Origin of the sequence: Chthonobacter rhizosphaerae (genome assembly GCF_013839525.1) — a bacterium.
Taxonomy (GTDB): Bacteria; Pseudomonadota; Alphaproteobacteria; order Rhizobiales; family Pleomorphomonadaceae; genus Chthonobacter; species Chthonobacter rhizosphaerae.
Genome location: NZ_JACDIS010000002.1, coordinates 118,926 through 142,272, shown reverse-complemented (window position 1 = coordinate 142,272; position 23,347 = coordinate 118,926). Strand labels below are relative to the sequence as shown.

Annotated in this window: 22 protein-coding genes; 17 read left to right on the top strand and 5 right to left on the bottom strand. The window is 66.6% G+C overall.

Features of this window, described 5'->3' with window-relative positions; genetic code table 11:
• Nucleotides 1-14 precede the first annotated feature (14 nt).
• The 8 genes from sctX to HND91_RS04420 all read left to right on the top strand — a co-directional run bounded on the left by sctX (nt 15) and on the right by HND91_RS04420 (nt 5,243).
• Nucleotides 15-395, top strand: coding sequence for a type III secretion apparatus assembly protein SctX (gene sctX / locus HND91_RS04455; RefSeq protein ID WP_181705340.1), 381 nt, complete (start codon nt 15-17; stop codon nt 393-395).
• Between the two features lie 3 nt (nt 396-398).
• The gene (locus HND91_RS04450; protein WP_181705339.1) at nt 399-776 is read left to right on the top strand and encodes a hypothetical protein; all 378 of its coding nucleotides are present in this window, start codon (nt 399-401) and stop codon (nt 774-776) included.
• Nucleotides 777-871: 95 nt separating this feature from the next.
• Nucleotides 872-1,435: a hypothetical protein gene (locus HND91_RS04445; protein ID WP_181705338.1), complete on the top strand. Its 564-nt coding sequence runs from the start codon at nt 872-874 to the stop codon at nt 1,433-1,435.
• Between the two features lie 25 nt (nt 1,436-1,460).
• Entirely contained in the window at nt 1,461-2,522 is a 1,062-nt protein-coding gene (gene sctE / locus HND91_RS04440) for a type III secretion system translocon subunit SseC family protein (RefSeq protein ID WP_181705337.1), read from the top strand.
• An 11-nt stretch (nt 2,523-2,533) separates the two neighbouring features.
• A complete protein-coding gene (sctB, locus tag HND91_RS04435; protein ID WP_181705336.1) occupies nt 2,534-3,529 on the top strand; it encodes a type III secretion system translocon subunit SctB in 996 nt (331 codons plus the stop codon).
• Nucleotides 3,530-3,633: 104 nt separating this feature from the next.
• The gene (locus HND91_RS04430; protein ID WP_181705335.1) at nt 3,634-4,131 is read left to right on the top strand and encodes a type III secretion system chaperone; all 498 of its coding nucleotides are present in this window, start codon (nt 3,634-3,636) and stop codon (nt 4,129-4,131) included.
• 25 nt (nt 4,132-4,156) lie between these two features.
• Nucleotides 4,157-4,642 carry a hypothetical protein gene (locus tag HND91_RS04425; protein WP_181705334.1) on the top strand — a complete coding sequence of 162 codons (486 nt, stop codon included), beginning with the start codon at nt 4,157-4,159 and terminating at the stop codon, nt 4,640-4,642.
• A 22-nt stretch (nt 4,643-4,664) separates the two neighbouring features.
• Nucleotides 4,665-5,243 (top strand): hypothetical protein, encoded by a 579-nt coding sequence (locus HND91_RS04420; RefSeq protein WP_181705333.1) that lies wholly within the window; start codon nt 4,665-4,667, stop codon nt 5,241-5,243.
• 89 nt (nt 5,244-5,332) lie between these two features.
• Here HND91_RS04420 and HND91_RS04415 read toward each other — a convergent pair whose 3' ends face one another.
• Together HND91_RS04415 and HND91_RS04410 are read right to left on the bottom strand one after the other, a co-directional pair.
• A complete protein-coding gene (locus tag HND91_RS04415) occupies nt 5,333-5,800 on the bottom strand; it encodes a CesT family type III secretion system chaperone (RefSeq protein ID WP_181705332.1) in 468 nt (155 codons plus the stop codon).
• 59 nt (nt 5,801-5,859) lie between these two features.
• Complete coding sequence (locus HND91_RS04410; RefSeq protein ID WP_181705331.1) at nt 5,860-7,950, bottom strand: patatin-like phospholipase family protein; 2,091 nt, start codon at nt 7,948-7,950, stop codon at nt 5,860-5,862.
• Nucleotides 7,951-8,020: 70 nt separating this feature from the next.
• Between HND91_RS04410 and HND91_RS04405 the strand changes: the two genes are divergently transcribed.
• The 3 genes from HND91_RS04405 (at nt 8,021) to HND91_RS04395 (ending at nt 11,831) form a co-directional block, all read left to right on the top strand.
• Nucleotides 8,021-9,220, top strand: a complete 1,200-nt coding sequence (locus HND91_RS04405) for a coiled-coil domain-containing protein (protein WP_181705330.1) — start codon at nt 8,021-8,023, stop codon at nt 9,218-9,220.
• 74 nt (nt 9,221-9,294) lie between these two features.
• Nucleotides 9,295-11,436 (top strand): type III secretion system export apparatus subunit SctV, encoded by a 2,142-nt coding sequence (gene sctV / locus HND91_RS04400; RefSeq protein ID WP_181705329.1) that lies wholly within the window; start codon nt 9,295-9,297, stop codon nt 11,434-11,436.
• 92 nt (nt 11,437-11,528) lie between these two features.
• A complete protein-coding gene (locus HND91_RS04395; protein ID WP_181705328.1) occupies nt 11,529-11,831 on the top strand; it encodes a hypothetical protein in 303 nt (100 codons plus the stop codon).
• A 417-nt stretch (nt 11,832-12,248) separates the two neighbouring features.
• Here HND91_RS04395 and HND91_RS04390 read toward each other — a convergent pair whose 3' ends face one another.
• The gene (locus HND91_RS04390; protein WP_181705327.1) at nt 12,249-13,124 is read right to left on the bottom strand and encodes a helix-turn-helix transcriptional regulator; all 876 of its coding nucleotides are present in this window, start codon (nt 13,122-13,124) and stop codon (nt 12,249-12,251) included.
• A gap of 113 nt (nt 13,125-13,237) precedes the next feature.
• Here HND91_RS04390 and HND91_RS04385 point away from each other — a divergent pair, with 113 nt between their 5' ends.
• The 4 genes from HND91_RS04385 (at nt 13,238) to HND91_RS04370 (ending at nt 17,164) form a co-directional block, all read left to right on the top strand.
• Nucleotides 13,238-14,005: an SDR family NAD(P)-dependent oxidoreductase gene (locus HND91_RS04385; RefSeq protein ID WP_181705326.1), complete on the top strand. Its 768-nt coding sequence runs from the start codon at nt 13,238-13,240 to the stop codon at nt 14,003-14,005.
• Between the two features lie 64 nt (nt 14,006-14,069).
• Nucleotides 14,070-15,125, top strand: a complete 1,056-nt coding sequence (locus HND91_RS04380) for a TRAP transporter substrate-binding protein (protein WP_181705325.1) — start codon at nt 14,070-14,072, stop codon at nt 15,123-15,125.
• Nucleotides 15,126-15,200: 75 nt separating this feature from the next.
• Nucleotides 15,201-15,842, top strand: a complete 642-nt coding sequence (locus HND91_RS04375) for a TRAP transporter small permease subunit (RefSeq protein WP_181705324.1) — start codon at nt 15,201-15,203, stop codon at nt 15,840-15,842.
• The gene (locus HND91_RS04370) at nt 15,842-17,164 is read left to right on the top strand and encodes a TRAP transporter large permease (RefSeq protein WP_181705323.1); all 1,323 of its coding nucleotides are present in this window, start codon (nt 15,842-15,844) and stop codon (nt 17,162-17,164) included. Before HND91_RS04375 ends, HND91_RS04370 begins: the two co-directional genes overlap by 1 nt.
• A 163-nt stretch (nt 17,165-17,327) precedes the next feature.
• Here HND91_RS04370 and HND91_RS04365 read toward each other — a convergent pair whose 3' ends face one another.
• On the bottom strand, nt 17,328-17,981 hold the full coding sequence (locus tag HND91_RS04365; protein ID WP_181705322.1) for a response regulator: 654 nt from the start codon (nt 17,979-17,981) through the stop codon (nt 17,328-17,330).
• Nucleotides 17,978-19,330, bottom strand: coding sequence for a histidine kinase (locus HND91_RS04360; RefSeq protein WP_181705321.1), 1,353 nt, complete (start codon nt 19,328-19,330; stop codon nt 17,978-17,980). The genes HND91_RS04365 and HND91_RS04360 overlap by 4 nt, the downstream gene beginning before the upstream one ends.
• 185 nt (nt 19,331-19,515) lie before the next feature.
• On the opposite strand from HND91_RS04360, the gene HND91_RS04355 reads away from it, so the two are divergent.
• Both HND91_RS04355 and HND91_RS04350 read left to right on the top strand, forming a co-directional pair.
• Entirely contained in the window at nt 19,516-20,841 is a 1,326-nt protein-coding gene (locus HND91_RS04355) for a serine hydrolase domain-containing protein (RefSeq protein ID WP_181705320.1), read from the top strand.
• A 1,028-nt stretch (nt 20,842-21,869) separates the two neighbouring features.
• On the top strand, nt 21,870-23,303 hold the full coding sequence (locus HND91_RS04350; protein ID WP_181705319.1) for a DUF6538 domain-containing protein: 1,434 nt from the start codon (nt 21,870-21,872) through the stop codon (nt 23,301-23,303).
• Nucleotides 23,304-23,347: the final 44 nt, after the last annotated feature.

The following is a 23,347-nucleotide window of genomic DNA, read 5'->3' as shown; positions in this document are numbered from 1 at the left end:
CCTGGAGACGATCCATGCGCATTCGGCCGCTCGACACGGGCCTGGAGGCCATCACCCGCTGGCAGGCGGCGGACGAGGTTCATCTGCCGGGCCAGTCGGCGCCGCGCCAAGGCTTCCTGCCCGACCCGCGACCGCTCGCCGACATCCTGTCGCGGCCGACCCTCGACGAGCGCCTCCCCATGCTGCTGGAACCCGGCGCTCTGGACCCGGACCTCCTCTCCCCCGCCGTCCTGTCGGCCGTGCGCCTCGCCACCGGCGCCGCCTTCGCCGAGGCGGCCCTGCGGGCCGACGGTGCCGCCTCGGCAGTGCTCCTGGAAGCGGCACGGCAACTCGAAGCCGACGCCGCTCTCGATCGCGATGTCCGCGACGCCCTCGCCCTCCTCCTGCGCGGCTGACGGATGGCGGCGCTCGATCCGCGACAGCGCGGCTTCCTGCTGCTCACCGTCTACGTGCTGGCCCAGCAGGGCCAGATCGCGCGCGCGCGCGTCCTGGCGGAGGCCCTCCACGCGGCGGGTGACGACGGCGTCGACGGCCTCTTCGTCCGCGCGGTCATCCGCTTCCTCGACGGCGACCACCCCGGCACCCTTCGTCTTCTGGACGATCTCGACAGGCGCGACCCGGTGGAGCGCTTCGGCGCGTACCGGTTGACCGACCGGCAGAGGGTGCGCCGCTACCTGAAGGCCCGCTGCCTCGACGCCCTCGGCGACGCGGCGGGCGCGCGCGAGGCCGTGGACAGCTACCTGCGCCACGGAGATGTCGCCGGGCGTACCGGCTGACCGGCGAACTTTTCCGACATCCTGTCATCTTCACGACAGGGCGCCGACCGGAACTCCTTCACAGTGCTTGAGACGATGCACGAAGGAGGCCGGCTTTGGCGATCATGGACGGGCTGCCGGGCAGCCAGAACGACACGATGGCGGCTCACACCGCCATGTCCCCCCTCTTCACGGAGTGGAGCGAAGGCGGGGACATCAGCCCCCGGGTGAAGAGCATCATCGACCTGATGGGCGAAGGCATGTCGCTCGCCCAGATTCACGGCATCACCCGGCGCCAGCTCGACGCCCTCTTCATCGAGGCGTCGCGCCTTCTCCAGGCCGGCAAGACGGGCAGCGCCCGCGACATCCTGGTCCGCCTGTTCCAGCTGGACCCGCTGACCGCGCGCACGCTCTACGCCCTCGGTCTTTGCGCGCAGGTGGAGGGCGACCCGGAGACCGCGGGACGCCTCTACATCCACTTCCTCGGCCTCGACGCCACCAACGTGGACGGCTACCTGCGCCTCGCCGAGTGCTTCCTGGCCAACGGCGAAGTCCAGCACGCGGCGGACACCTTCGACACCGCCCTGGCGCTCGCCGGCGCGGGCCACGGCACCGCCGCCCAGATCGACTACGGCACGCGCATGGCGACCATCGCCCGCGAACGCCTCGCTTCCCATTGACGCCGGCCGCACGGGAGCCACACCCATGAGCAGCATCTCGAGAGCACCGACGAGCCCGATCGGCGGCGTCACGACGACGACGGACCTGGACAGGCTCAAGTCGCGGGACACCGCCCCGAGCGATGGTATCGGCAAGGGCGCGGTGGGTGAAACCGGGCCCGTTCCACCCCCCGGCGAGGCCGGAAAGCCCCCCACCCCCGACCAGACCGCCGCCATCCTGGCCAGTCTCGCCGCCTTCCTGCCGCGGATGCCCGAGGGCGATCAGGAGGTGGCGCTGGCGGAGGTCATCACCAAGCTGAAGGAGATGCAGGACGCCAACGACAGGGAAGGCATCAAGGCCGAGCGGGGCCAGAAGCAAGCGGCGATCGACGAACAGCGAAGCAAGCTGGACGAAGCCGAGAAGAAGCAGAAGCAGGCCGAGGATAAGCAGAAGGGCGCATCGATCTGGGACAAGATCAAGCTCGCCTTCCAGTTTCTCCTGTCTGCGATCTCGATCATCGTCGGCGCTATCGTCGCCCCCGTTGCACCGGCATTGGGCGCGTTGATGATCATCGGTGGCGTGATCGGTATCGTCAGCGGCATAGACACGGCGACGAAAATGGCCACCGGCCTCGGGATCGCCGGGCATGCCGCCAAGGCGGCCGGCCATAACGAGGACGCCGTCGCCAAGGCCGACATGGGCTTCGGCATAGCGCTGGCGGTCGCGGGGGCGGTGGTCGGCATCGCGACGGCGGTGGTCGCCTTCAAGGGCGTCGCGGACGTCGCTGCGGCTGCCGCCAAGATCGGCGAACTCGCCTACAAGGCGATCAACATCGCCCAGGCAGGGGCGACGATCGTCACCGCGGTCGGAGACACCGCCGCCGGCGCGGTCCGCTACACGGCCACGAAGGACATGGCCGATGCGTCCCTGTCGCGCGCGTCAGCCAAGCAGTCCGAAGCGGAGATCCAGATGCTCGACGACCTGATCGACCAGGCCATCCAGCGCTTGGCCGCCTCCGGCGATCGCTTCAATCAGATGCTCGACGCCCTGACGGAGGCCATGCAGGACGAAGGTCAGTCACTCACCAAGGCGAAGTTCACGGCTTGAGGCACGGTCAGATGAAGATCACATCGAGCAACCCGACTCCACTCACCGGCGTCGGCCCGACCCTGGCGGACGAGGAGACCAGGACGAAGAAGTCCGAACAGCCTGGTCAGACCCATATCCCATCCGCGGAATCAACACTCTCGGCCACCGGCGCCCAAACACTCGCCAAGTCCGACGGATCTGACCTCAAGGACGTGGATTCGGTCCTGAAGGCGCTTGAAGACGCGATGGCCGGCCGGTCGCTGGAGGATCTCTGGGCGTCGTCCACCTCCTCCGACGTCATTCGCTCGCTCCTCGGGCGTCTGGCCGTGGAGCAGGCGACGTCCCAGCGCCAGGCGGCGCTGAACGAGCGGACCCTGTCCCGGCAGGAGGCCAAGAGCGCGCTCCTGGGCCAGGCGGGGGAGATGGAGAACGCCGCCAAGGAGATGATGCGCGGCGCGGTGCTGTCGCTCGCGCTCGCCGTGACGGCATCGGCGATCAGCATCATCGGAGCGGTCGCCTCCATCGGCGGATCGCTCAAGAACGTGGCCGGCAAGATGAACACGGACGGCGCCGCCGGTGCCGGCAAGGCCGCCGGAACAGCGGATTCGGTCGGCGACGCCGCCAAGGATCTGGGCAAACCCGGTTCGGAGGCCGTCAGCAAGGCCGCCGGAACGATGGACGCGGTCGGCGATGCCGCCAAGGAGACCGCGAAGGCTTCGTCCGGCTGGAGAAACCTTTCCGGGCTCGAGAAGGCGCTCTTTGTCACCGACAAGATCGCAAACCCGGCCGGCGGCGTGTTTTCCGCCGCGGGCAACTTCTTGAAGGCAGAGTCCGACGCCCGCGGGAAAGAGTTGGAAGCCAAGGGCATGCGCCTGTCGGCTGAGGCCCAGGACCTGCAGGCGGACGCCGACCGCGCCAAGGAACTCCAGCAGGCGGCGGAGGATCTCCTGAAGGCGATCATCGCCTTCCTCAAGGAGCTCCAGGAAGCGGAGGTCAACGCCATGCAGGCGATGACGCGGGTCTGATCCGCACCGGAACGGACGCCGGGGGCACACCCTCCGAAGGCCCCGGCTGGTCGGGGCCTTTCAGACAGTGCATGCCACCGCCCGCGCGAGGAGAGCAGGCCAGGATGACGCGACCAACCCCCACGTTCTCGGACCGCGTCGGAGCGCTCTGGGCCGAGCTCGGCCTGGGCGCGAACCAGGTCGGCCGGGACACCGTCCCGTTCCTGGAGATCGATGGGCAGCGCGTGGAGCTTGCCGAACGCCCTAACGGTGGAGCGGTGGTCATCTCGGCCACCATCGGACGCCTGACCGCCGACGACCACGCTCGCGGCGAGGAGGTGCGGCGTCTGCTCCGCCGCGCGCTCGGCCTGCTGCCGCTTTCCCGCTGCGGCCTGCGCCTCGCCCGGCGGGACGACGCGCGCCCGGAGGTGGTCGTGGAGGCGATCATTCCCCTCGCCAGGGCCGAGCCGAAGGCGATGGTGGCTCTGGTCGAGGACGTGGTCGCCTGCGCGGGCGCCTTCGCCGGCGATCTCCAGCCTGCACAATCAAGCGCACCGCCGGTGCCGCGTGCGGTCCGCGCCAGCCTCGAGTCCGACCTCGAACCCGTCATTTTCAGGCCCTGAGGCCATGACCCGCCAGGAACCGCCCATGCCGACAGACACGCACGCCACCACGACGCCCACGGACACCGCTGCTCCTCCGTCCGAACCGGGGAGCCTGGACGCGATCGTCGATGGCGGTTTCGGCAAGATGCTCGGCCTCGAACACGCCCATCTGATGATCGGCCTCGAAATCGCCATCGGCCTTCGCATGCGCGGCGCCCTGGCCGAAGCGCTGCGCATGCACGCCACCCTGGTTCTCGCGGCCCCGACGGACGTCGAGCTTCAGATCGGACTCGCCGAATGCGCCCTGATGGTGGAGGCGTACGAGATCGCCCTTCAGGCCGCGTCCGTGGTGGTGGCCGTCGCGCCCTCGGATCCGCGCGGCTACCTTTTGTCCGGCCGAGCCTGCCTCGGCCTCGACGCTCTGGAGGAAGCGCGGGAGGATCTGGCCGACGCCGTCCGCTTCGCCTCTGCCGCCGGACGCGCCGACATCCTGGCGGAGGCGAGACGCCTTTCGGCCCGCTTCGACTGACGGCAGATGGCGGGAGGATCACGTGGACGATGACGGCGAGCGCCCGAACGCCTTGCTCGCGGCCTACGGCCTGACGGACCGGGACTTCGTCCTCTTCGAGCGCCTCTTCACCGCCACCCTGGCGCCGAGCGGCCTCGACGGCGGCGACATTCTGGACGCCCTCGCCCGCGGCCATACGCCCCGCGAAGCCCTCGGCCTGCCGGCCGGCATCATCGACGTGGTCTATGCCCGCGCCCATCAGTGGTTCACCGTCGGTCGGGCGGACCGGGCCGAACCCCTGTTCCGGGCGCTTTGCGTTCTCGCCGTCGGGGAGGCCGACCATTGGCTGGGGCTCGGCATCTGCATGCGCCTGCGCGGCGACCTCGCGGGCGCGGAGACCAGCTTCAGCGCCGCCGCCCGGCTCCGGCCCGGTTGGGCCATCCCGCAGTTCCATGCGGCCGAGCTCTACATGCGCCAGGGCCGCCGCACGGACGCGGCCCGCGCCCTCGAGGCTTTCCGGATGCTGCGGGACGACACGACCCCGCAGCCGATCGTCCTGCAGGCGGCCCGCTACGCGACGGCCCTCGACCAGAGCACTGCCGAACGCCCCACCGGCTCCTGACCGGCCCGCGGCGTAAGCGCGTCGGGCCCAAGCCGCCTCCCCGGTCGTCGCCCGGCGCGCACCGGTTCCGGGCGGCCGGCGAAACCCGGTCAGATCCGGATCATCGAGAACCGCTCGTCGCCGCCCGGCGGTTCCGGAGCGTCGCCGTCGTCGATGTCGACCTCCTCCTCCTCGCCCGTGAGCATCTGGCGCAGGACAGGCACCCGGTCGCCGATCCGATCGAGCATGTCGGCGAGCTCTTCGCCGGACGTCGCCTCCACCGGCAGGTGCGCCCAAAGGAAAAGGTCGCCGTCCTTGTCGGCGCCGATCGCGAAGGGCACGTCCGGGGAATCGATGTTGTTGGACCGCAGGAGCGTCAGCGCCAGGGCGTAGCTGGGGTTCTGCGGCAACGGTCCGATCTCGGCGGCGCAATAGAGGAGGCCATCCCCTTCGTCGATGAACTGCACCATCAGGTCCTCTCCGAGCGTGAGCCGCCAGGCCCCGCCTTCCGGATCCGGGCCGGTCAGCCCCAGTTGTCGCCAGAGATCCGCCATCAGGGCTTCAACGCGCGTTGTCATCTTGCTTATCCTTGGGTCTGATCTTCCGGCGCGCACCGCTGGGCAATCGCGCGCGTGGCTCAACTGATGGCGTTGAGAGCGCCCTGCAGCGTCATGGCGAAAGGCTTGTGGCCGTTTCGCCCGCGATGGTCCGGCTTCTCGTCGAAGTGCTTGATCGCGTCGGTCAGGGCGGCTTTCACCTCCGTGAACGTCGTCGCGTTGAGGAGCCGGTCCACCGTCATCTCCAGGATGGTGCCGCCGGTTCCCTTGCCCTGCTTCAAGAGCTTGCGGGCGATCGGATCCTCGATCATCTGCAGCGCCAGCGATTGCGCCTTCAGGTCCCTGGAGGTCTCGGCCATCCGGGCGAGTGACCGGGTGTCCTCACTTCCGACAGGCGCGGGGCGCGCCGAGAACTCGGCCAGGAGGCCGCCGGCCCGGTGGGCCTCGCGGCCGATCAGCGCGAGACGCTCGGAACTCCCGCCCGCCAGGTCGTCCAGCGCCTTTAGTTCCTTTGCCAGGGCGCCGCCCGGCTTCAGCGCTTGTCGGAGCTCGATGGAGGACGCGTCCCAGTCGATCTTGCCGGACGGCGTGCCCGTCACCGCGCGCAGCGTGGCTTCCAGCGACGAAAGCTGCTTGCCCACCGCCTCGCGGAACTTGACCGCGTCCGCGGCGCCCGGCTCGCCCTTCATGGCGAGCGCGTCCAGGGTCCGGGCATCCACCCGGTTCAACATCTGGTCGCGACTGGCAAAGGAGACCGTCGACGGTGCGCGCCGGTTTTCGATGAACGCCTTCATCTGGTTGTATGAGGTATCGTTCAGGGTCGCCTTCCACTTTTCGCTGATGTTGAAATTGACCGTCCCCCCGTAGAACCCGCTGAAGTCTTTCTTCTTGCCGTTCTTCTCGACTTTGAGCTGTACGACGAACAGGTCGTCCGGGCTCTTCTGGATCCTGATGTTCTTAAGGTATTGCCCGATGTTCTCCTTTGCGCCTGCGAACAGGTTCATCACCTTGTTGGCAATGCCGTTCTCCGGGCGCTTGAACGTTCCCTGCTTCACCTTTTCCATGGCGTCGTTCTGGAAATCGATCGCGATCCGCCCCTCCGTCGGCAACGGGTCCACCGTTGGTTTGGTCCCGACAGTACTGGAGGTCGGCAGGTTGTTGCGGATGCCGCCGTCCCTGAACACCGCATCCCCCGTGCCGGGGATCGACAACGTGACCGGCTTGAACACCGGGGGAAGCGCCGCCGAGGCGTGAACGGCCGACGCGACGTCGAGATCGGGCGTGGTCTGGGCATTGAACATGAAGAGCTCGGGCTTCATCTTGGGGTCGCCCGGCTTTTCGACCATGGTGCCGGTCACCTGAAGCTCCTTGATCCCGGGCACGAATTTGGAGAGCGTCGACAGATCGCGGAACGTCACGCCCTCGCTCGGGCCCAGGAGCCGGTCCTTGATTGCCTTGAGGGCGGCGGCATTCTCGGCAGAGAGGCTCGCGCCGCCCGACGCCACCTTCGCCTCCAGGCTCAGAATGCGATCCGCAACGCTCTGCTTGACCTCGCGGGCGACAAGCGCCTCGAGTCTAACGCCCGAGTGCCCGGTCAGACTCCCGAACTTGAGCCCGACCACGGCCGTCATGTCGGTTTCGTCGAGGAGCTTCTGAAACCGGTCGGCGGTCATTCCTGCCGCCACGCAGGCAGCGGCCAGCGAGCCGACGGAGGTGCCGTAGACCGTCTTCACCTCGTTGAGGACCTTGCCCTCCTCCAGCGCCTTGATGGCGCCGGCGAGCGCGGCGCCCTTGCCGCCGCCGCCGGCGAAGCTGAGCTCGCGGATCTCCGGCGGCGTCATCTGAAGGTCCACGGCGCCGCCGGGCTTGGCCGTGGCGGACGGTGGCGACGTCAGGGCGTTCGGCGTCGCGGCCTGCCAGGCCTTGTGCGGGACCGCGGCCGCGCTGGACGCGGCGTCGCTCCCCGCCAGCCCGGTCGCGCGCACCGGCGCGGTCGTCGCCGGGAGCGACTTCACCCCCTGCCCCATGGCTTCGGCCGTGACGGCCTTCAGCGTGGCCGTCCGGCCGTTCGTCCAGGTCTGCGACGGTGCAGGCGCCGCATCTCCCGACTGGGCATTCGCCAAGGGCTTGAGGACACCCACGGAAACTGGGTTTGAACCGATCGCCGACATGCCGACCTCGCAAGGGAAAGGGCTGCCCGCCGCTCGGGCCGTCCCTCGCACTCTCCCCTGCCCCCGACGCGTGGATTGTGCCGTTCATGACAGTCGGACGCAGATAACCGCGGAGTGCCGTTTGGCACAGCGCGCTCCATGGCGAGGCCTAGACTGCGGTTCTCAACTGGAGGACCGCATGAGCTCCATCTCCGGTACGCCGACCGCCGCGCCCAGCGCCGTCCAGCCGCCTGGCGGGCCGATCGCCGCCTCTCGATCCGCCGAGGCGACTGTGCTGCCGGATGCCGATCCCGCCTATCTCGGCTTCGCGCCGCTGTCGCTCACGACCCGCCTTCTCGGCCTGTCCGGACCGGCGAACGCCGGCGACACGTCCGCCATCATCGCCGAGACCCTGTTCGCCCTGGAACAGACGTCGGACCGGGCTCGCGCCAACGACATCGGCCAGCAAGGCGGCGCACGCCGGGCCGCCTTCGGCACGATCGCTGACCACGCGGCCCGAATGGCCGCCCTGGAGGCGGCGATCCGGGCCGATCAGGCCGAGAAGGCCGAAACCGCTGGTCTGCGGGACAGCAAGCAGCAGACGCTCAGCGGGAAAGCCGGCGACCTCGGCAGCCAGACGGCGGAGCTTCAGCGCCTCGACTCGCGCGTCGCCATACTTGACCAGAGCATCGCCGGCCTCGATCGTCAGATCGCCGCGGCCACGACGCCCGCCGAGCGATCTGCCCTGGAGCAGCAGCGGCAGTCATTGGCGGCGGAACGGACCGCCCTCCAGAGCGCGCGTCCGGGCGTCGTTTCACGGATCGATGCGCTCCAGACCGAAATACGCGCGCTCGAGGCGGAGATCGCCGAGCTTTCGGCCCGGATCGACACGCTGACGACCCGCATCGCTTTGAACGAAGCCACCCGATCCTTCCTCGTCGTCAGCCTGTTGAACGCCATCCTGTCGCTCGTGTCCGTGCTCGCCGTCGGCGACCAGCAGCAAGCCGAAACTGCCATCCGCAACGGCCGGCAGGATGTGCAGGCGGATGGCCGATTCGAGATCAACGGCGAGATCGCGATCGAGATCGACCGCATTCTGGCAGATGCGGCGCTCGCGGCCGACATTCGCCTGGACAAGGACCGGGAGGTCGCCGACGCCCGGCGGATCGTGCTGCCGGCCCTATCTCTCGCGGCCGGGTTCATGGTCGTCCTCGACGCCCTGAAGGCGGTGGCCGATCTTGAGGACGACGTGGACGACGACCGTGGCCGGCGCCTGAGACTGGATGTCTGACCAGACCGGCCGCCCGTTCTCCTTTCCAAATTCCGGCGCTTGGCCGGACGTCCGCCCCACCGATCGGCCCGGCCATGCAAGCTCTGACCCGCTTCCTCACCGTCGTCTCCAAGCGCAACGACCTGCTGCTGGCGGTTCTCCTCGTCTGCATCGTGTTCATGATGATCCTGCCGCTGCCGACGGCGCTGGTGGACACGCTGATCGGCGTCAATCTGGCGCTTGCCGCCATCCTGCTCATGGCGGCCATCTACCTCAAGGACGTCACCCAGCTCTCGGCCTTCCCGTCCATCCTCCTGCTGACGACGCTCTTCCGCCTCGCGCTGTCGATCACGACCACCCGGCTCATCCTGCTCAACGGCGACGCCGGCGAGATCGTCGCCACCTTCGGCGCCTTCGTCGTCGGCGGGAACCTGATCGTCGGCATGGTGGTCTTCCTCATCCTGACGATCGTGAACTTCATCGTGATCACGAAGGGTTCGGAGCGCGTTGCCGAGGTATCGGCCCGCTTCTCGCTCGACGCCATGCCCGGCAAGCAGATGTCCATCGATAGCGACATGCGCGCCGGCGTGATCGAACTCGACGAGGCCAAGCGGCGGCGCAACAAGCTGGAGAAGGAGAGCCAGCTCTATGGCGCCATGGACGGCGCGATGAAGTTCGTGAAGGGCGACGCCATCGCGGGCCTCATCATCGTGGCGGTCAACCTGATCGGCGGCGTCGCCATCGGCACGTTGCAGCGCGGCCTGCCGGCGGGCGAGGCGCTCGGGCTCTACGCCCTCCTGACCATCGGCGACGGGCTGGTGTCGCAGATCCCTGCCCTCTTCGTCTCCATCACGGCGGGATTCATCGTCACGCGCGTCGCCTCCGAGGAGAACGGCGACCTCGGATCCGATATCGCCAGCCAGCTCGTGGCCGAGCCGAAGGCGCTCTACATCACCGGCGGCGTGATGCTGATCTTCGCCGTCGTGCCCGGATTCCCGGCGGTCGTCTTCATGGCTCTCGCGGCGCTCACCATCGGTGGCGCGGTCATGATCGGCCGGACCCGGCGCACCGCCGCGACGACGCAGCGCTCCAAGGAGATGCCGGCTCTCTCCGGCGCCCTCGCCGGTCCGAGCGCGGCCCCCTCCTTCCCGAGCTTCGAGGACGACGGGGTGGACGCCGCCCCGGTGGAGCCGGTCACCTTCGCGCTGACCGTGCCGCTGATCGTGGACATCGCCTCCGAGGTGCGCAATTCGATCCGCCCGGAAAAGCTCGACCGGGAGGTCGCGCGGGTGCGCCGGGCGCTCTACTTCGACCTCGGCGTCCCCTTTCCGGGCGTGCACCTGCGGCTCAACGACACCCTGAAGCCCGGCGAGTACCGCATCCTCGTCAACGAGATCCCGGTGGCGACCGGGGCCGCGCGGCCCGGCTGGTTCATCGTCCGCGAGACGGAGGCGAACCTCAGGATGTTCAACATCCCGTTCGAGCGCGGCGACGACTTCCTTCCCAACGTGCCGAGCTGCTGGGTGTCGATGAAGCATCTGCCGCTGGTGGAGCGGGCGGGCATCCAGGTGATGACCCTCTCGACCATGCTCACCTACCACCTCGCCCATGTGCTGAAGAGCCACGCGTCAGAGTTCATCGGCATCCAGGAGACCATGTACCTGATGAACCAGATGCAGAAGAACTTCAGCGAGCTCGTCCGCGAGGCGACCCGCATCCTGCCGGTCATCACCATCACGGACGTCCTGCAGCGGCTCGTCGCCGAGGAGATCTCCATCCGCGACATGCGCACGGTGCTGGAGGCGCTGGTCGAGTGGGGCCAGCGCGAGAAGGACCCGATCGTCCTCACCGAGCACGTGCGCGGGGCCCTCTCCCGCTACATCACCCACAAGTTCTCCGGCGGCCAGAACGTGATCCCGGCCTATCTCCTCGCCAAGGAGATCGAGGACGCCGTGCGCGGCGCCGTGCGCCAGACGAGCGGCGCGTCCTATCTGGCCCTCGCGCCGGACGTCCACCGCCAGCTCCTGGCGGCCATGAAGACCGCGATCGGCGAGCCCAACCGCCACGGCCTGATGCCGGTGGTGCTGGCGCCGATGGATATCCGCCGCTTCATGCGCAAGATCATCGAACGCGATTTCCCGGACATCGTGGTGCTTTCCTACCAGGAGCTGAGCCCCGCCGCGAACATCCAGCCGCTCGACCGCATTCGCCTGACCGCCCAGATCGGCGCCACATGACCGCCGTCCTGTCACGAACGGCACAGGGGCTCGCCGACCGCGGCGCTAACCTGCCCGCATCGATCCGCGCACCCGAACCGGAGGACCATCCCATGGCCATCGATCCGACCGGCGCCGCTTCGCCTGCCGCCTTCACCCGCACCATCACGCTGGAGCCGCAGACCACCGGCCGGCAACGCGACCCGGCCACGATCGGCACATCCCAGACCCTCGACGAGGTTCTCGACGCCGGGGCCGCGAAAGCTTCCGAGGTGAAGGACGGGTTCGAGGCCTATCTCAACCAGGGCGGCCTCCTCCAGACCACGCAGACCAGCGACACGGTCGCGTTCGATCCCGTGAAGGAGCTGGAGCGCCAGAGCGTCTACATCCAGCCGGGGGAAACCCAGCCCATCTGATCCATGCGTCCGATGTGGTCGGCTGCCGACCCGACCGCGCGACGACGCGCGGGCTCGGTCGACGACGACTCGGCGGATACCGGCCGATCCACCTCGGGGTTGCCGACCGGCTGAGGTGGGACTCGGTCCGGGCGCCGACGGAGGGGGCCCGGAAGATCGCGCTGATCCGTTTCCCTACCCCGGAAATGCGAACGCTCGACTTCGTCACCCGCGTGTTTCAGGATTCCGTTTCCGGCGCGCAGCGCGCGGCCGTCCAGTTCAGTCAAACCCCGACCGTTCGACGGATTTCCGTGGGTTTCTCTTCGCTGGAACGCTTTCCGAACGGACGGACTCGTCAGGTCGACAGGACATCGCTCCGGATTGAATACGCTGGAGCATTCTCTCGGCGATCAAGTCGTGCAACTCGATCGGAGAATTCTAGGTCGTCCGTTCCTTGGGAGGCTCGAGGATCCGAGACAGGATGAGGGCAAAGAAGGCCGCCTGCGTCGACACCCCGAACTTGTCGTAGAGATTGCGACGGTGGATCTTCACGGTCGACACAGATATGCCGAGTTCCCGCGCGACCGATCCCGATGAATGGCCGCGCAGCATCAATGCCGCGACCTCAGCCTCCCGCGGGGTGACGTGCCCATTGGCGCAGGCCGCGATGACCCGGTTCAAGTCTCCCTCGCCGAACGACCATCCCGCCTCGTTGCCGTCCTTCGACGACACCTCCACCTTATCGCGATACTGCAGCCGCATGGCCGCGCAGACGAGCGGAGCAACCTCGCGGAAGCGGTCCATCTCGTCTTCCGAGAAGGGCGGTTCCACCCCGTCACGCATCAGCGACAGCACGATGTAGGCGCCGCCCCTTGTGCGCGCGAAGAAGCCGATCTCCTCGGAGAGAACGCCCGGTTCCGGTGACACGCAGGGCGAGATGTAACCGGGGTGACGGCCGATCGACGAATAGAAGTCGTCCGGAGCGACGTCCTGCATGCGATGGACGCCTTCCGCGATGCCCTTCAGACAGGCATCGTAAAAGGGATCAACAAGAAACGTCCCGCGCACATAGGCCACCAGAGAGGCACTTCTTTCGGGCCTTGCGAACGAATGATGGAGCAGGACGGGTCTGCGCTCGCGGGGATAGCCAAAGAAGACCGCATGAGTAAAAGCGGAGACATCTTGGAGCGACGTCAGAAGATCGGCGCCGAAGTTCTCCGGCTGATCGGAATCGACAAGCCGGGCAGCGGCGGAATTCCAGGCGCGCCGCCATCCATGTTCGTGGACCGTTGCATTTACGCCGAACGCTGTCATCGCCCCTTTATAGTCCTTTCGGACAGGTCCAATCTAGTCCCGCGGGCCGATTCCGCGGTGTTCATAACGCCACTAGGATTAGGCAGATGTAACAGTTGGCGGGGCAAGGGTCCATGGACTTGCGGGGGAAGAACGCCGTGATTTCCGGCGGCGCGACTGGTGCGGGCGGCGCGGGTTCGATTGCCTATGCGGCCGCTGGCGCGCACGTGGCGATCATCGACATCAACCTTTCGGCTGCCGAGGAGAGGGTCCGCGAGATCGAGGCCGCAGGAGGCCGGGCATTCGCGGTCGGCGCCGACGTGTCCGTGGCGGCCGATGTCGAGGCCGCGGCCGGGGCCATCCTGGACAGGTTCGGCGGGCGCGTCGACACCCTCTGGAATCACGCCGGTACGGTCGTCGTGAAGGACTTCCTCGACACGACCGAAGCCGACTGGGATCGGCTGATGTCGATCAACGTCAAGTCGATGTTCCTGGTGACCAAGGCTTTTGTTCCGGCAATGCTGTCCGCCGGACGAGGGACGATCGTCAATACCTCGTCGATCTCCGCCGTGGCGGGCACCGAGAAGGAGGTGCTCTACTGCACGACAAAGGGCGCCTGCCACATGTTCACGCGCGCGATCGCCATCGAATACAGGTCGCGTGGATTGCGCTGCAATGCGGTCTGCCCGGGTTTCATCCGCACGCCGCACGGTCTTCGCGAACTCGACGCGTTGCGCGCGCAAGGCGTCGCAGTCAGCGAAGAGGACATCGTGCGACTGCAGGGTCGGATCTGCGAGCCTGAGGAAATAGCGAACGTCGCCCTCTTTCTCGCGTCCGACGCGTCGAGCTTCGTCAACGGGGAGACAGTGTTCGCCGACAACGCGATGCTTGTCGGAACGTGAACGGGCAGGTCCGTCAGGCTGAATTCAGGAAAGAATAACTCATCAACAGAAGGGAACCGACAGGATGACGAACTCGACCACTTCCAGGCGCCAGTTCCTTCGTAACGCCGGGCTCGGCGGCGGTGCCGCCGCTCTCGGGCTTGCGGCGCCCCCGGCCATCGCCAAGGAGCCCATCAAGTGGCGCTTCCAGACCTATGCCGGGCCGACCCTCGGCGAGCATGTCACGAAGCCCGTGATCGACGCGATCAACGCCGCCGCGCAGGGCGAACTGGAGATCGAGCTCTACTACGCGGACCAGATCGTCCCGACGGGCGAACTGTTCCAGGCGCTGCAGCGCGGCACGATCGACGCGGTTCATTCCGATGACGACAGCATGGCGTCGCCCACGCCGGTGCGCCAGTTCGGCGGCTACTTCCCGCTGGCGACGCGCCACGCGCTCGACGTGCCGGTGCTGTTCAACCAGTACGGGCTCGCCGATATCTGGCGTTCGGAATACGAGAAGGTCGGCGTGACCTGGCTCTCGGCCTCCGGCCAGGATCCCTGCAACTTCAACACCAAGAAGCCGATCCGGTCGCTGGCCGACCTGAACGGCCTGAAGCTCTACACCTTCCCGACCGCCGGCATCTTCCTGCAGAAGTTCGGCGTCGTGCCGGTCAACCTCCCCTATGCGGATGCCGAGATGGCCGTGCAGACGGGCGAGCTTGACGGCATGTCCTGGTCGGGGATCACCGAAGTCTACACCGTCGGCTGGGCCGCGGTGACGGACTACTTCGTGACGAACAACATCTCCGGAGCCTGGATCGGCTCGTTCTTCGTCAATCAGAAGCGCTGGGCCGACCTGCCCGACCATCTGAAGGCGATCGTCCGCACCTCCATCGAGGCGAGCCACCAGTATCGCAACCAGTGGTACTGGGGCGGCGAAGCGCGGCTGCGGGCGACGGGCGACAAGCTCGAACTGACCTCGATCCCGGCCGAGGAATGGAAGCAGGTCGAGACCGCCGCGTCGGACTTCTGGGCCGAGGTGGCCCAACAGGGCGAGTTCGAAGCCAAGATCATCCAGATCTTCCGCGACTACCATGCGGTGATCGACAAGGCCGGGTATCCGTACAGCCGCACCTGACCTGGTTTCCTGTCACGCGCAGCCCGTGCCAGTCGAGAGACCCGGCACGGGCTCAACTTCATGATCGGAGCGAGAATGCGCAGCTTCATGCGGCACTACGTGCGTGCGGTCGAAGCCTTCAACTATCGGGTTGGCCGCTTCGCAATGTATCTGCTGCTGGTGATGATGGCGGTCCTCTTGTGGTCGTCATTCACCAAGGCGATGCCGTTCCTCAACCCCTCCCTCTGGACACTGGAAGCCGCACAGTTCCTGCTCGTGGCCTACTACGTGTTGGGCGGACCCTACTCGATCCAGCTGGACGCAAACGTCCGGATGGATCTCCTCTACAGCACCTTCAGCTTCCGCCGGAAGGCCATGACGGACATCATAACCGTCGTCTTCATGGTGGTCTACCTGGGCTTCCTTCTGTCCGGCGGCGTCAATTCCCTGGCCTACAGCCTTGGCCATTTCGGCGGCGAGGCGTGGTCTTATCTCGCCGCTCTAGTCGGGTCCTTCGTGACCGGCGGTCCGGATGCCGCAGCCTCGAACCTGGGCGTCCTGGAGCGGTCGCGCTCCGTGTGGCGACCGGTCCAGTGGCCGATCAAGCTGATCTTCGTGACCGGTGTCGTCCTGATGCTGCTTCAGGCTGTCGCCGAACTCTTCAAGGACATCGAACGCTGGCGGACGGGCGATGCCGATCCGTTCGGCACGGCACCCGGCACCCGGAGCACGGTGTAATGAGTCAGGACCTGATCGCGATCTTCATGTTCACGTCGATGATGATGCTGCTGTTCACCGGGCAGCGCGTCTTCGCGGCGATCGGCTTTGTCGCCGCGATATCCGCCTTCTTCCTGTGGGGGGCGGGTGGTTCCGACATCCCGTTCTCGGCCGGCATCAAGCTGATGAACTGGTACCCGCTCGTCACGCTGCCCATGTTCGTCTTCATGGGTTACGTGATGAGCGAAAGCCGCATCGCGGACGATCTCTATCGCATGTTCCACGTCTGGATGGGGCCCGTGAACGGCGGACTGGCCATCGGCACCATCGCGCTGATGGTGCTGATCTCGGCGATGAACGGTCTGTCGGTGGCGGGCATGGCGATCGGCGCCACCATCGCGCTGCCGGAACTGCTGCGGCGCAACTACGACAAGGTGATGGTCACCGGCGTGATCCAGGCCGGCTCTTCGCTCGGCATCCTGATCCCGCCGTCCGTCGTTCTCGTGCTCTATGCCATGATCGCACGCCAGCCGGTGGGCCAGCTGTGGCTGGCGGGCGTGATCCCGGGGCTGATCATGGCCGGGCTCTTCATCGTCTACATCTGGGCGCGCTGCCGCATCAACCCGTCGCTCGGCCCTGCCCTTTCGGCCAAGGAACGGAACGTGCCGCTTCCCGAGAAGCTCAGGCTGCTGCGCGCCGGACTTCTGCCTTTGACGATCTTCGTGGCGATGATGGTCCCCTTCGTGTTGGGCTGGACCTCGCTGGTGGAAAGTTCGGCGATCGGCGCGCTGACGGCGTTTCTGGCCGCGGTGATCAAGGGCCGGATGACGTGGGCGGTCTTCGATACCTCACTCCGCCAGACCCTGGCGATCTCCTGCATGTTCATGTGGATCATCCTCGCCGCGTTGGCATTCGGCGCGGTGTTCGACGGGCTTGGGGCGGTGAAGTCGATCGAGGGGCTGTTCATCGGCGAATGGGGGCTGAGCCCCTGGATGATCCTCGTCCTGATGCAGCTCAGCTTCCTCGTCATGGGGATGTTCCTCGACGACACGGCCATGCTCGTGATCGTCGCGCCCCTTTACGTGCCGCTGGTGGCGGTGCTCGGATACGATCTGGTCTGGTATGGCGTCCTCTACACGATCACCTGCCAGATCGCCTACATCACGCCCCCGTTCGGGTACAACCTGTTCCTGATGCGCGCCATGGCGCCGCCCGAGATCACGATCTTCGACATCTACAAGTCTGTCACGCCGTTCGTCCTGATCATGATCTTGACGCTGCTCATCGTCGGCGTCTTCCCCGAGACGGCGCTCTGGCTGCCGGATATGGTCTACAGCAAGTAGCGTTCGCCCTGCCGACGCGGCACCCGCCGCACGGCTCGTCGGCGCACGTCCGGGGAGACCGTACCTGTCGTCACGCTCATGGAGGCTCCGTCGTCTCAGGAGATGGAGCCTCCGGCGAACCCGGCGCGGTTCAGTCCGCGCCCGCGTACGTCGTCGACCGCATTCACTGGGGCGGACAGTCGTCGGCAAGCAAACCTGCGCTGATCGCCATCCAGACCAGGTGCGCATCGGTGCGGGCGCCCGTCTTGGCCTTGATCTGGTAATGGTAGTTCTGGACGGTCTTGAGGCTGAGGTTCAGCGCCGCCGCGATCCGTTCCGTCTCCATCCCCGCCGCGAACATGCGAAGGATCTCCGCCTCGCGCACGCCGAGGCCGTCGAGCGGACTGGTCCGGTTGGTCAGTCGCTCGGCGGCGAGTTCGGCTGCGATGTCGGCGCTGATGCTGTGGCCCCCACGCGAGATCGCCTCGACGGCCCGGATCAGTTCGCTCGGCGGGCTCGTCTTGGTGATGTAGCCGAGCGCTCCGGCTTCGAAGGCCTTCACGGCGAAGGCGGCGCTCTGGTGCATGGTGAAGACGAGGATGCGCGCGCCCTTGTCCCACTGGCGGATGTGACGAATGGCTTCCAGGCCGCCGGCCCCCGGCAGGGACATGTCCAGGATCGTCACGTCCGGGCGGCACCGGCGATAGGCCTCGTAGGCCTCGGCCGCCGTCTCGGCCTCCGCGACCACGCGAAGGCCCGGCTGCCGCTCGATCAGGCGCCTGTATCCCTCGCGGACCACGGGGTGATCGTCGACGAGCAGGATGGCGAGGCCGCTCATGAGGACGCCGCCGGCTCGGGAAAAGCCACGCGCACCATCAGCCCGCCGGGGGCCGCACCGATGGTCAGCTGCCCTCCGAGCGACGCTGCGCGCTCGCGGATCCCCAGCACGCCCAGCCCCGGGGCGCCGTTCACAACGGCCGGATCGCCGCCGCCGTCGTCGCGGACGGAGACGGCGACCGCACCGGCCGCGGTCCGCTCGACGCGCACCACCACCTCGCGCGGGTGGCCGTGCCGCGCCGCATTCGTGAGGCACTCCTGAACGATGCGATAGACGCCGAGCGCGTGGTCCGTCGACAGCGACCCCATGTCGCCGGAGGTCTCCAGGAGGAAGCGCGTGCCGGTTTTCTGGGTGTTCCAGGAGCCCACCAGGGTGCGCAGGCTGGCCTCCAGGCCGAGCGCCTCGATCTCGGGCACCCGGAGCCGGGAGAGCACGCCGCGGACGTTGGCCTGCATGCGCGCGGCGAGGGCCGAGATCCCCCGCGCGTCTTCGCCGAGATCCGGCCGGTCCTGCGGCACGCCCGCCTCGATCGAGGCCGAGAGCGCCCGGACCGCCGTCAGGCACTGGGCGAATTCGTCGTGCAGTTCGCGGGCGATGCCGCGCCGCTCGTCCTCCTGGACGCGGAATAGCTGCACGGTCAGCGCCTCCCGTTCGGACGTGGTGCGCTGCAGTCGGATCGCAAGGTCGTTGAAAGCCTGGGCGATGCGGTCGAACTCGGCGGTCTTGAGGCGCGGCAGGCGTTCCGCGGTATTGCCGTGCTCCAGTTCGCGGATCGCCCGCATGACGGCGCGAGCAGGCCTGAGTTCCTGGCCGACGGAGATCCCCGCCAGCACGCCCATGGCTGCCGTGATCGCCGAGGCGAGCCCGACCAGAAGGCGAATCTGCTCCCACGACCTGTCGGCCGCGGATTGTGGGTCGACGGTGGCCGTGACGGTGCCGAGGATACGCCGCCGGAAGGTGACAGTCCGGCGCACAGGTTCGCCGGCCATTTCGAACCGGTCGAACAGTGTCTGGAACCAGACTGGCGCTGCGCCGCCCAGCCTGTCCCTGGCGTTGCAGAACCGGTCCTCGCCGCCGTAGGCGGAGGCCAACACCACGCAGACGCCCGGCAGCACCAGCGCGCCGCTCACCATCGTCTGCGCGCCGAACAGGATTTCGCGGCTCGTCACGCCGGTGCTGCCGGCCAGCGCCGGCCAGGACTCCCATCGGACAGCGACGCGATCAGCCGTGGTCTCGGCCTCCAGCCGGATCCGGGCGCTCACGTCGGCAAGAATCCAGAACGCCGTCGCCCCGAGCAAGATGAGGGCGACGGCGATAAGACGGAGCGTGATGCGGACGAGGAGTCTCATGCGGCGCCCTGGGGGAACTGCCGCCAATATCGCACATCGCAGCCGTGCGATGCACGGTTCCTCGTGAGATCGGGAAATTTGCCCGGCGGAATTCAGGACGCTCGCCCACGTCAAAGACGACCCACCGTTGCCCAATGGCGGCGTGCAACGTGTTGCGCACCAGACAACAACAGGTTGGGGGAAACATGATCCAGAGCTCCGCACTCGCATCCCGCGCGGCCATGGCCGCGCTCGGTCTCCTTCTCGCCTTCGGCGGCGCGCAAGCGGCCGAACTGGGGAAGGCGGCTCCCGAGGCGGTCGGCCTGTCCAGCGAACGCCTGTCCCGGTTGGACGGGCTTGTCCAATCCTACATCGACGGGCACCAGATTCCCGGCGCGGTGGTTTCGGTGGTCCGCAAGGGCAAGGCCGCCTATCTCAAGAGCTTCGGTCTTCAGGATGCCGAAGCCAAGGTGCCGATGGCCACGGACACCATCTTCCGCATCGCCTCGATGACCAAGCCCATCACCACCGTGGCGGCGATGATCCTCTACGAGGAGGGCAAATTCCAGCTGGACGACCCCCTCTCGCGTTACATTCCGGAGTTCAAGGAACCGAAGGTGATCGTCACCGACGCCGACGGCAAGACGAGCCTGGTGCCGGCCAATCGCGAGATCACCATCCGCGACCTGCTCTCCCACACCTCCGGCATCAGCTATCGCTTCTGGGCGCGCAAGCCGCTGGTCGACGCCTATCGCGATGCCGGGATATCGGACGGCCTCTCGCCCACGGACGGCACGATCGGCGACCAGGTCAAGCGGCTCGCCAAGCTGCCGCTGCTGAACCAGCCGGGTGAAGCCTTCGAATACGGCCTCAACACCGACGTGCTCGGATACCTGATCGAGGTCGTGTCCGGCCAGACCCTCGACACCTTCATCACGGCGCGCGTGCTCGATCCGCTGGACATGAAGGACACCGCCTTCCACCTTCCCGACGCCAAGAAGGCCCGGCTCTCCGCCCTGTACGCCATGGACAAGGATGCCGGCTACGTGCGGGCGGGCGACTCGCCGACCGCCTGGGACCAGCTGATCTTCGCGCCCGACGTGCCGGTCTCGACCAGGAAGAGTTTTCTCTCCGGGGGCGCCGGTCTCACCTCCACCATCGGCGACTACAGCCGCTTCCTGCAGATGCTGCTCAATGGCGGCGAACTCGACGGCAAGCGTCTGATCAGCCGCAAGACCGTGGACCTGATGACCACCAACCAGATCGGCGACCACCATCCGTCGGACAGCCTGCCCGCGTTTCTCGGCAAATTCGGTAGCGGCTTCGGTCTCGGCTTCGGGATCCAGAGCGGCGTCAATCAGATGGGGCTAGGCTCCGACGGCGAGTACACTTGGGCGGGCATCTTCTTCACCCGCTTCTACGTGGACCCGAAGGAGGACATGTTCATCGTGATGATGGCGCAGCGCATTCTCGGCAATCCCGAGATCGAGGAGAAGATCCACACCTTGTCCTATCAGGCCATCATCGACTGACCTCGCCGGATGCGAGGTGACGCGGACCGTTTCCAGGACCGTCCCGAGCCGGAGCTTCGGTTCACGGCGGTCCAGGAAACGGGCAGCGGCGATCACGACTTCGATCCGGTCGATCGGCGGCGAGACGTGCGCCCTGTTTCGACCGGACACCGGCCGTGGTTGGAGGACCTGGATGTCTAGTCCCAGAAGGTTATGGCCTGGTCGACGACCGAGCCGTTCTGACTCATCGGCCCTGTGGAGCTCGAGAGCTTCGAGCGGTGTCTTGCAGCGGAGCGCCTCGAGCTGTTTGGCGTCGTTGTAGGCGAGCCACCAGTCCCGGACGTGCCGTTTGAGGTCCTGGTTGAAGCGCCGGCGACATCGACGATCGGCGACAGCGCCGCGCGCTCCTCGTCCGTCAGCACCGACCGGGTGAGCGGCGTCGACGCCCGGTCGACGAGGGGCCACTTGGCGCGACGTCCAGGAGCACGTCGGCGCCTTGAAGCACTCGATTTTCGCCCGCTCCCGATTGTCGATCGTGTCCGACAGTCCGGCACGGGCGAGTTCGTATCGAGAATAAGATTCAATCGCCTTGCTAAATGGCACGCCTTGCGGTGGTCGGACTGCCGGAGTGGCACCGTGATCCTGGCGCGTGGCGGGCAGGCCGCAAAAGCGCACGGGCACGCGCGCCCGCCAGGTGAAGACGTTGCCCCGGCGGGCGAGATTGGGGACCTCATGACGCGTCGCCATCGGTATCGCAGCCTCAAGCTCCGGCCCGTCGCCGCACCTCTTGGGGCGCAGCTTGGGGCGCAAGTTGGGGCACACGCGCGCCGAAGTCGGCGGAGAGGATTCTCAGCCGAGGGCGAAACGTCAGTGTTTACAAGGAGCTTGGCGGAAGATTGGCTGGGGGACCTGGAGCCTCCGAAGGTACACTCTTAACCCGTTGATATGCCAATAGCGCCTGCCAAAACAAGAGGTTATGGGACAATGCAGGTTGCACATCGAGGTACATTCCGTTGGCTCGCAGCAGAACTCCTACCTACCTGGAGCGCATGAACAGTGGTGCGTGGCGCGTCTCGGTGCCTATTCCGCGTGATCTGATCAAAGCCTTCGGGAAGACCCGATTGAAGCGGTCGCTTGAGACCCATAACCCGGCCGAGGCAGAACGGCGGAAGCACTCCGTCGTCGCTGAATTTCTTGAACTGATCGACAAGGCTCGGGAAGGTCGGCTCCAAACCGCGTCGGTCGAGGCATCGGGGATCAAGTCGCGCACATCAAAGGACATCAAATTGTTGGCCCTTGAACTCCGCGAGATCGTTCACGCCACGGAGGAGGGAAGCGATGAGCGAGAGCTTGAGGTTGAAGGCGTGCGGCAGTTTGCCGAGGCCATCCGAGGCGAACCGGTCGGCAAGGACGAAGATCGTGACGAACCGATTTTCGACGAGGAGAAGAGCGCTACGGCAAGTCAATTCTTCAAGACTGCTCTTGGCCTGGAGACGCCCGTAGGAGTGCCCCTCACCCGGTTTCATTCTGAGGGCACCTGGACAGCTCGTACGAAGGCCGACAGCGAGCGCGCGCTTGCCTACCTTGAGGAGTGGTGCGAGGCGGAGCATGTGCCCTTCATGATCGAGGCTATCGACCGGCGCAAGGCAGGACGTTTTGTTGGCGACATGAAGTCCGGGGTAGCCCGTCCACTGACAAACAAAACCATCAACAAGTATTTGACTTGTCTATCCTCCTATTGGAGGTGGCTGGATAAGCGCGGCTACATCAACTACGGACAGAATCCATGGTCCGGTCAATTTCTGCCAAAGGAACAGCCGAAGGAAGGCGAGAAGGAGCGTCCGTTCACCGATGACGAAATCACCGCTCTCCTCCGTGGAAGCCCGCACCAGCGATACATTCGCCCCCTGATGCTGATTGGCGCACTCAGTGGTGCTCGCATTGACGCTATCGTCAGCCTGAAGGCGAAGGACATCACCCCTGATGGGTGCTTCCGCTTCAAGGCGCAGAAGAAAGAGCAGTCATCCCGTCTCGTACCCATTCATTCAGCTTTGGCAAAGACAGTTCAGGAGCTGCTCGTCGGTAAGCGACCAGACGACGATCTATTCCCGGAATGTCCGCCAGTAGCTGCCGATAAGCCTCAAGAACGCTCAATGCCGGCAGTGAAGGCCTTCGGCTACTATCGAAAGAAGGTCGGCGTCACGGAGCAGGCGGAAGGCAAGCGTCGTGATCTGGTCAACTTCCACTCCTTCAGGCGCTGGTTCATCACCAAAGCATATCAAGCAGAGCAGCCTCAGATCGCGATCGATTTGGTCGTCGGTCACAGGCCGCAGAGCGTCGCTGGACGCATCTACCTTGGCAGCCTCACAGTCGAACAGCTTCGGGCGTGCGTAGAAGCTGTGAAGCTGCCCGAAATTGCGAGTGGTAAAGACTATGATGAGGGACGAACTCGCACCATAAAGCGCAGGAATGAGCCGTCGTGACCAGCACGCAGTCTGCACGACCCATCATGGGAGGAGACCACCCT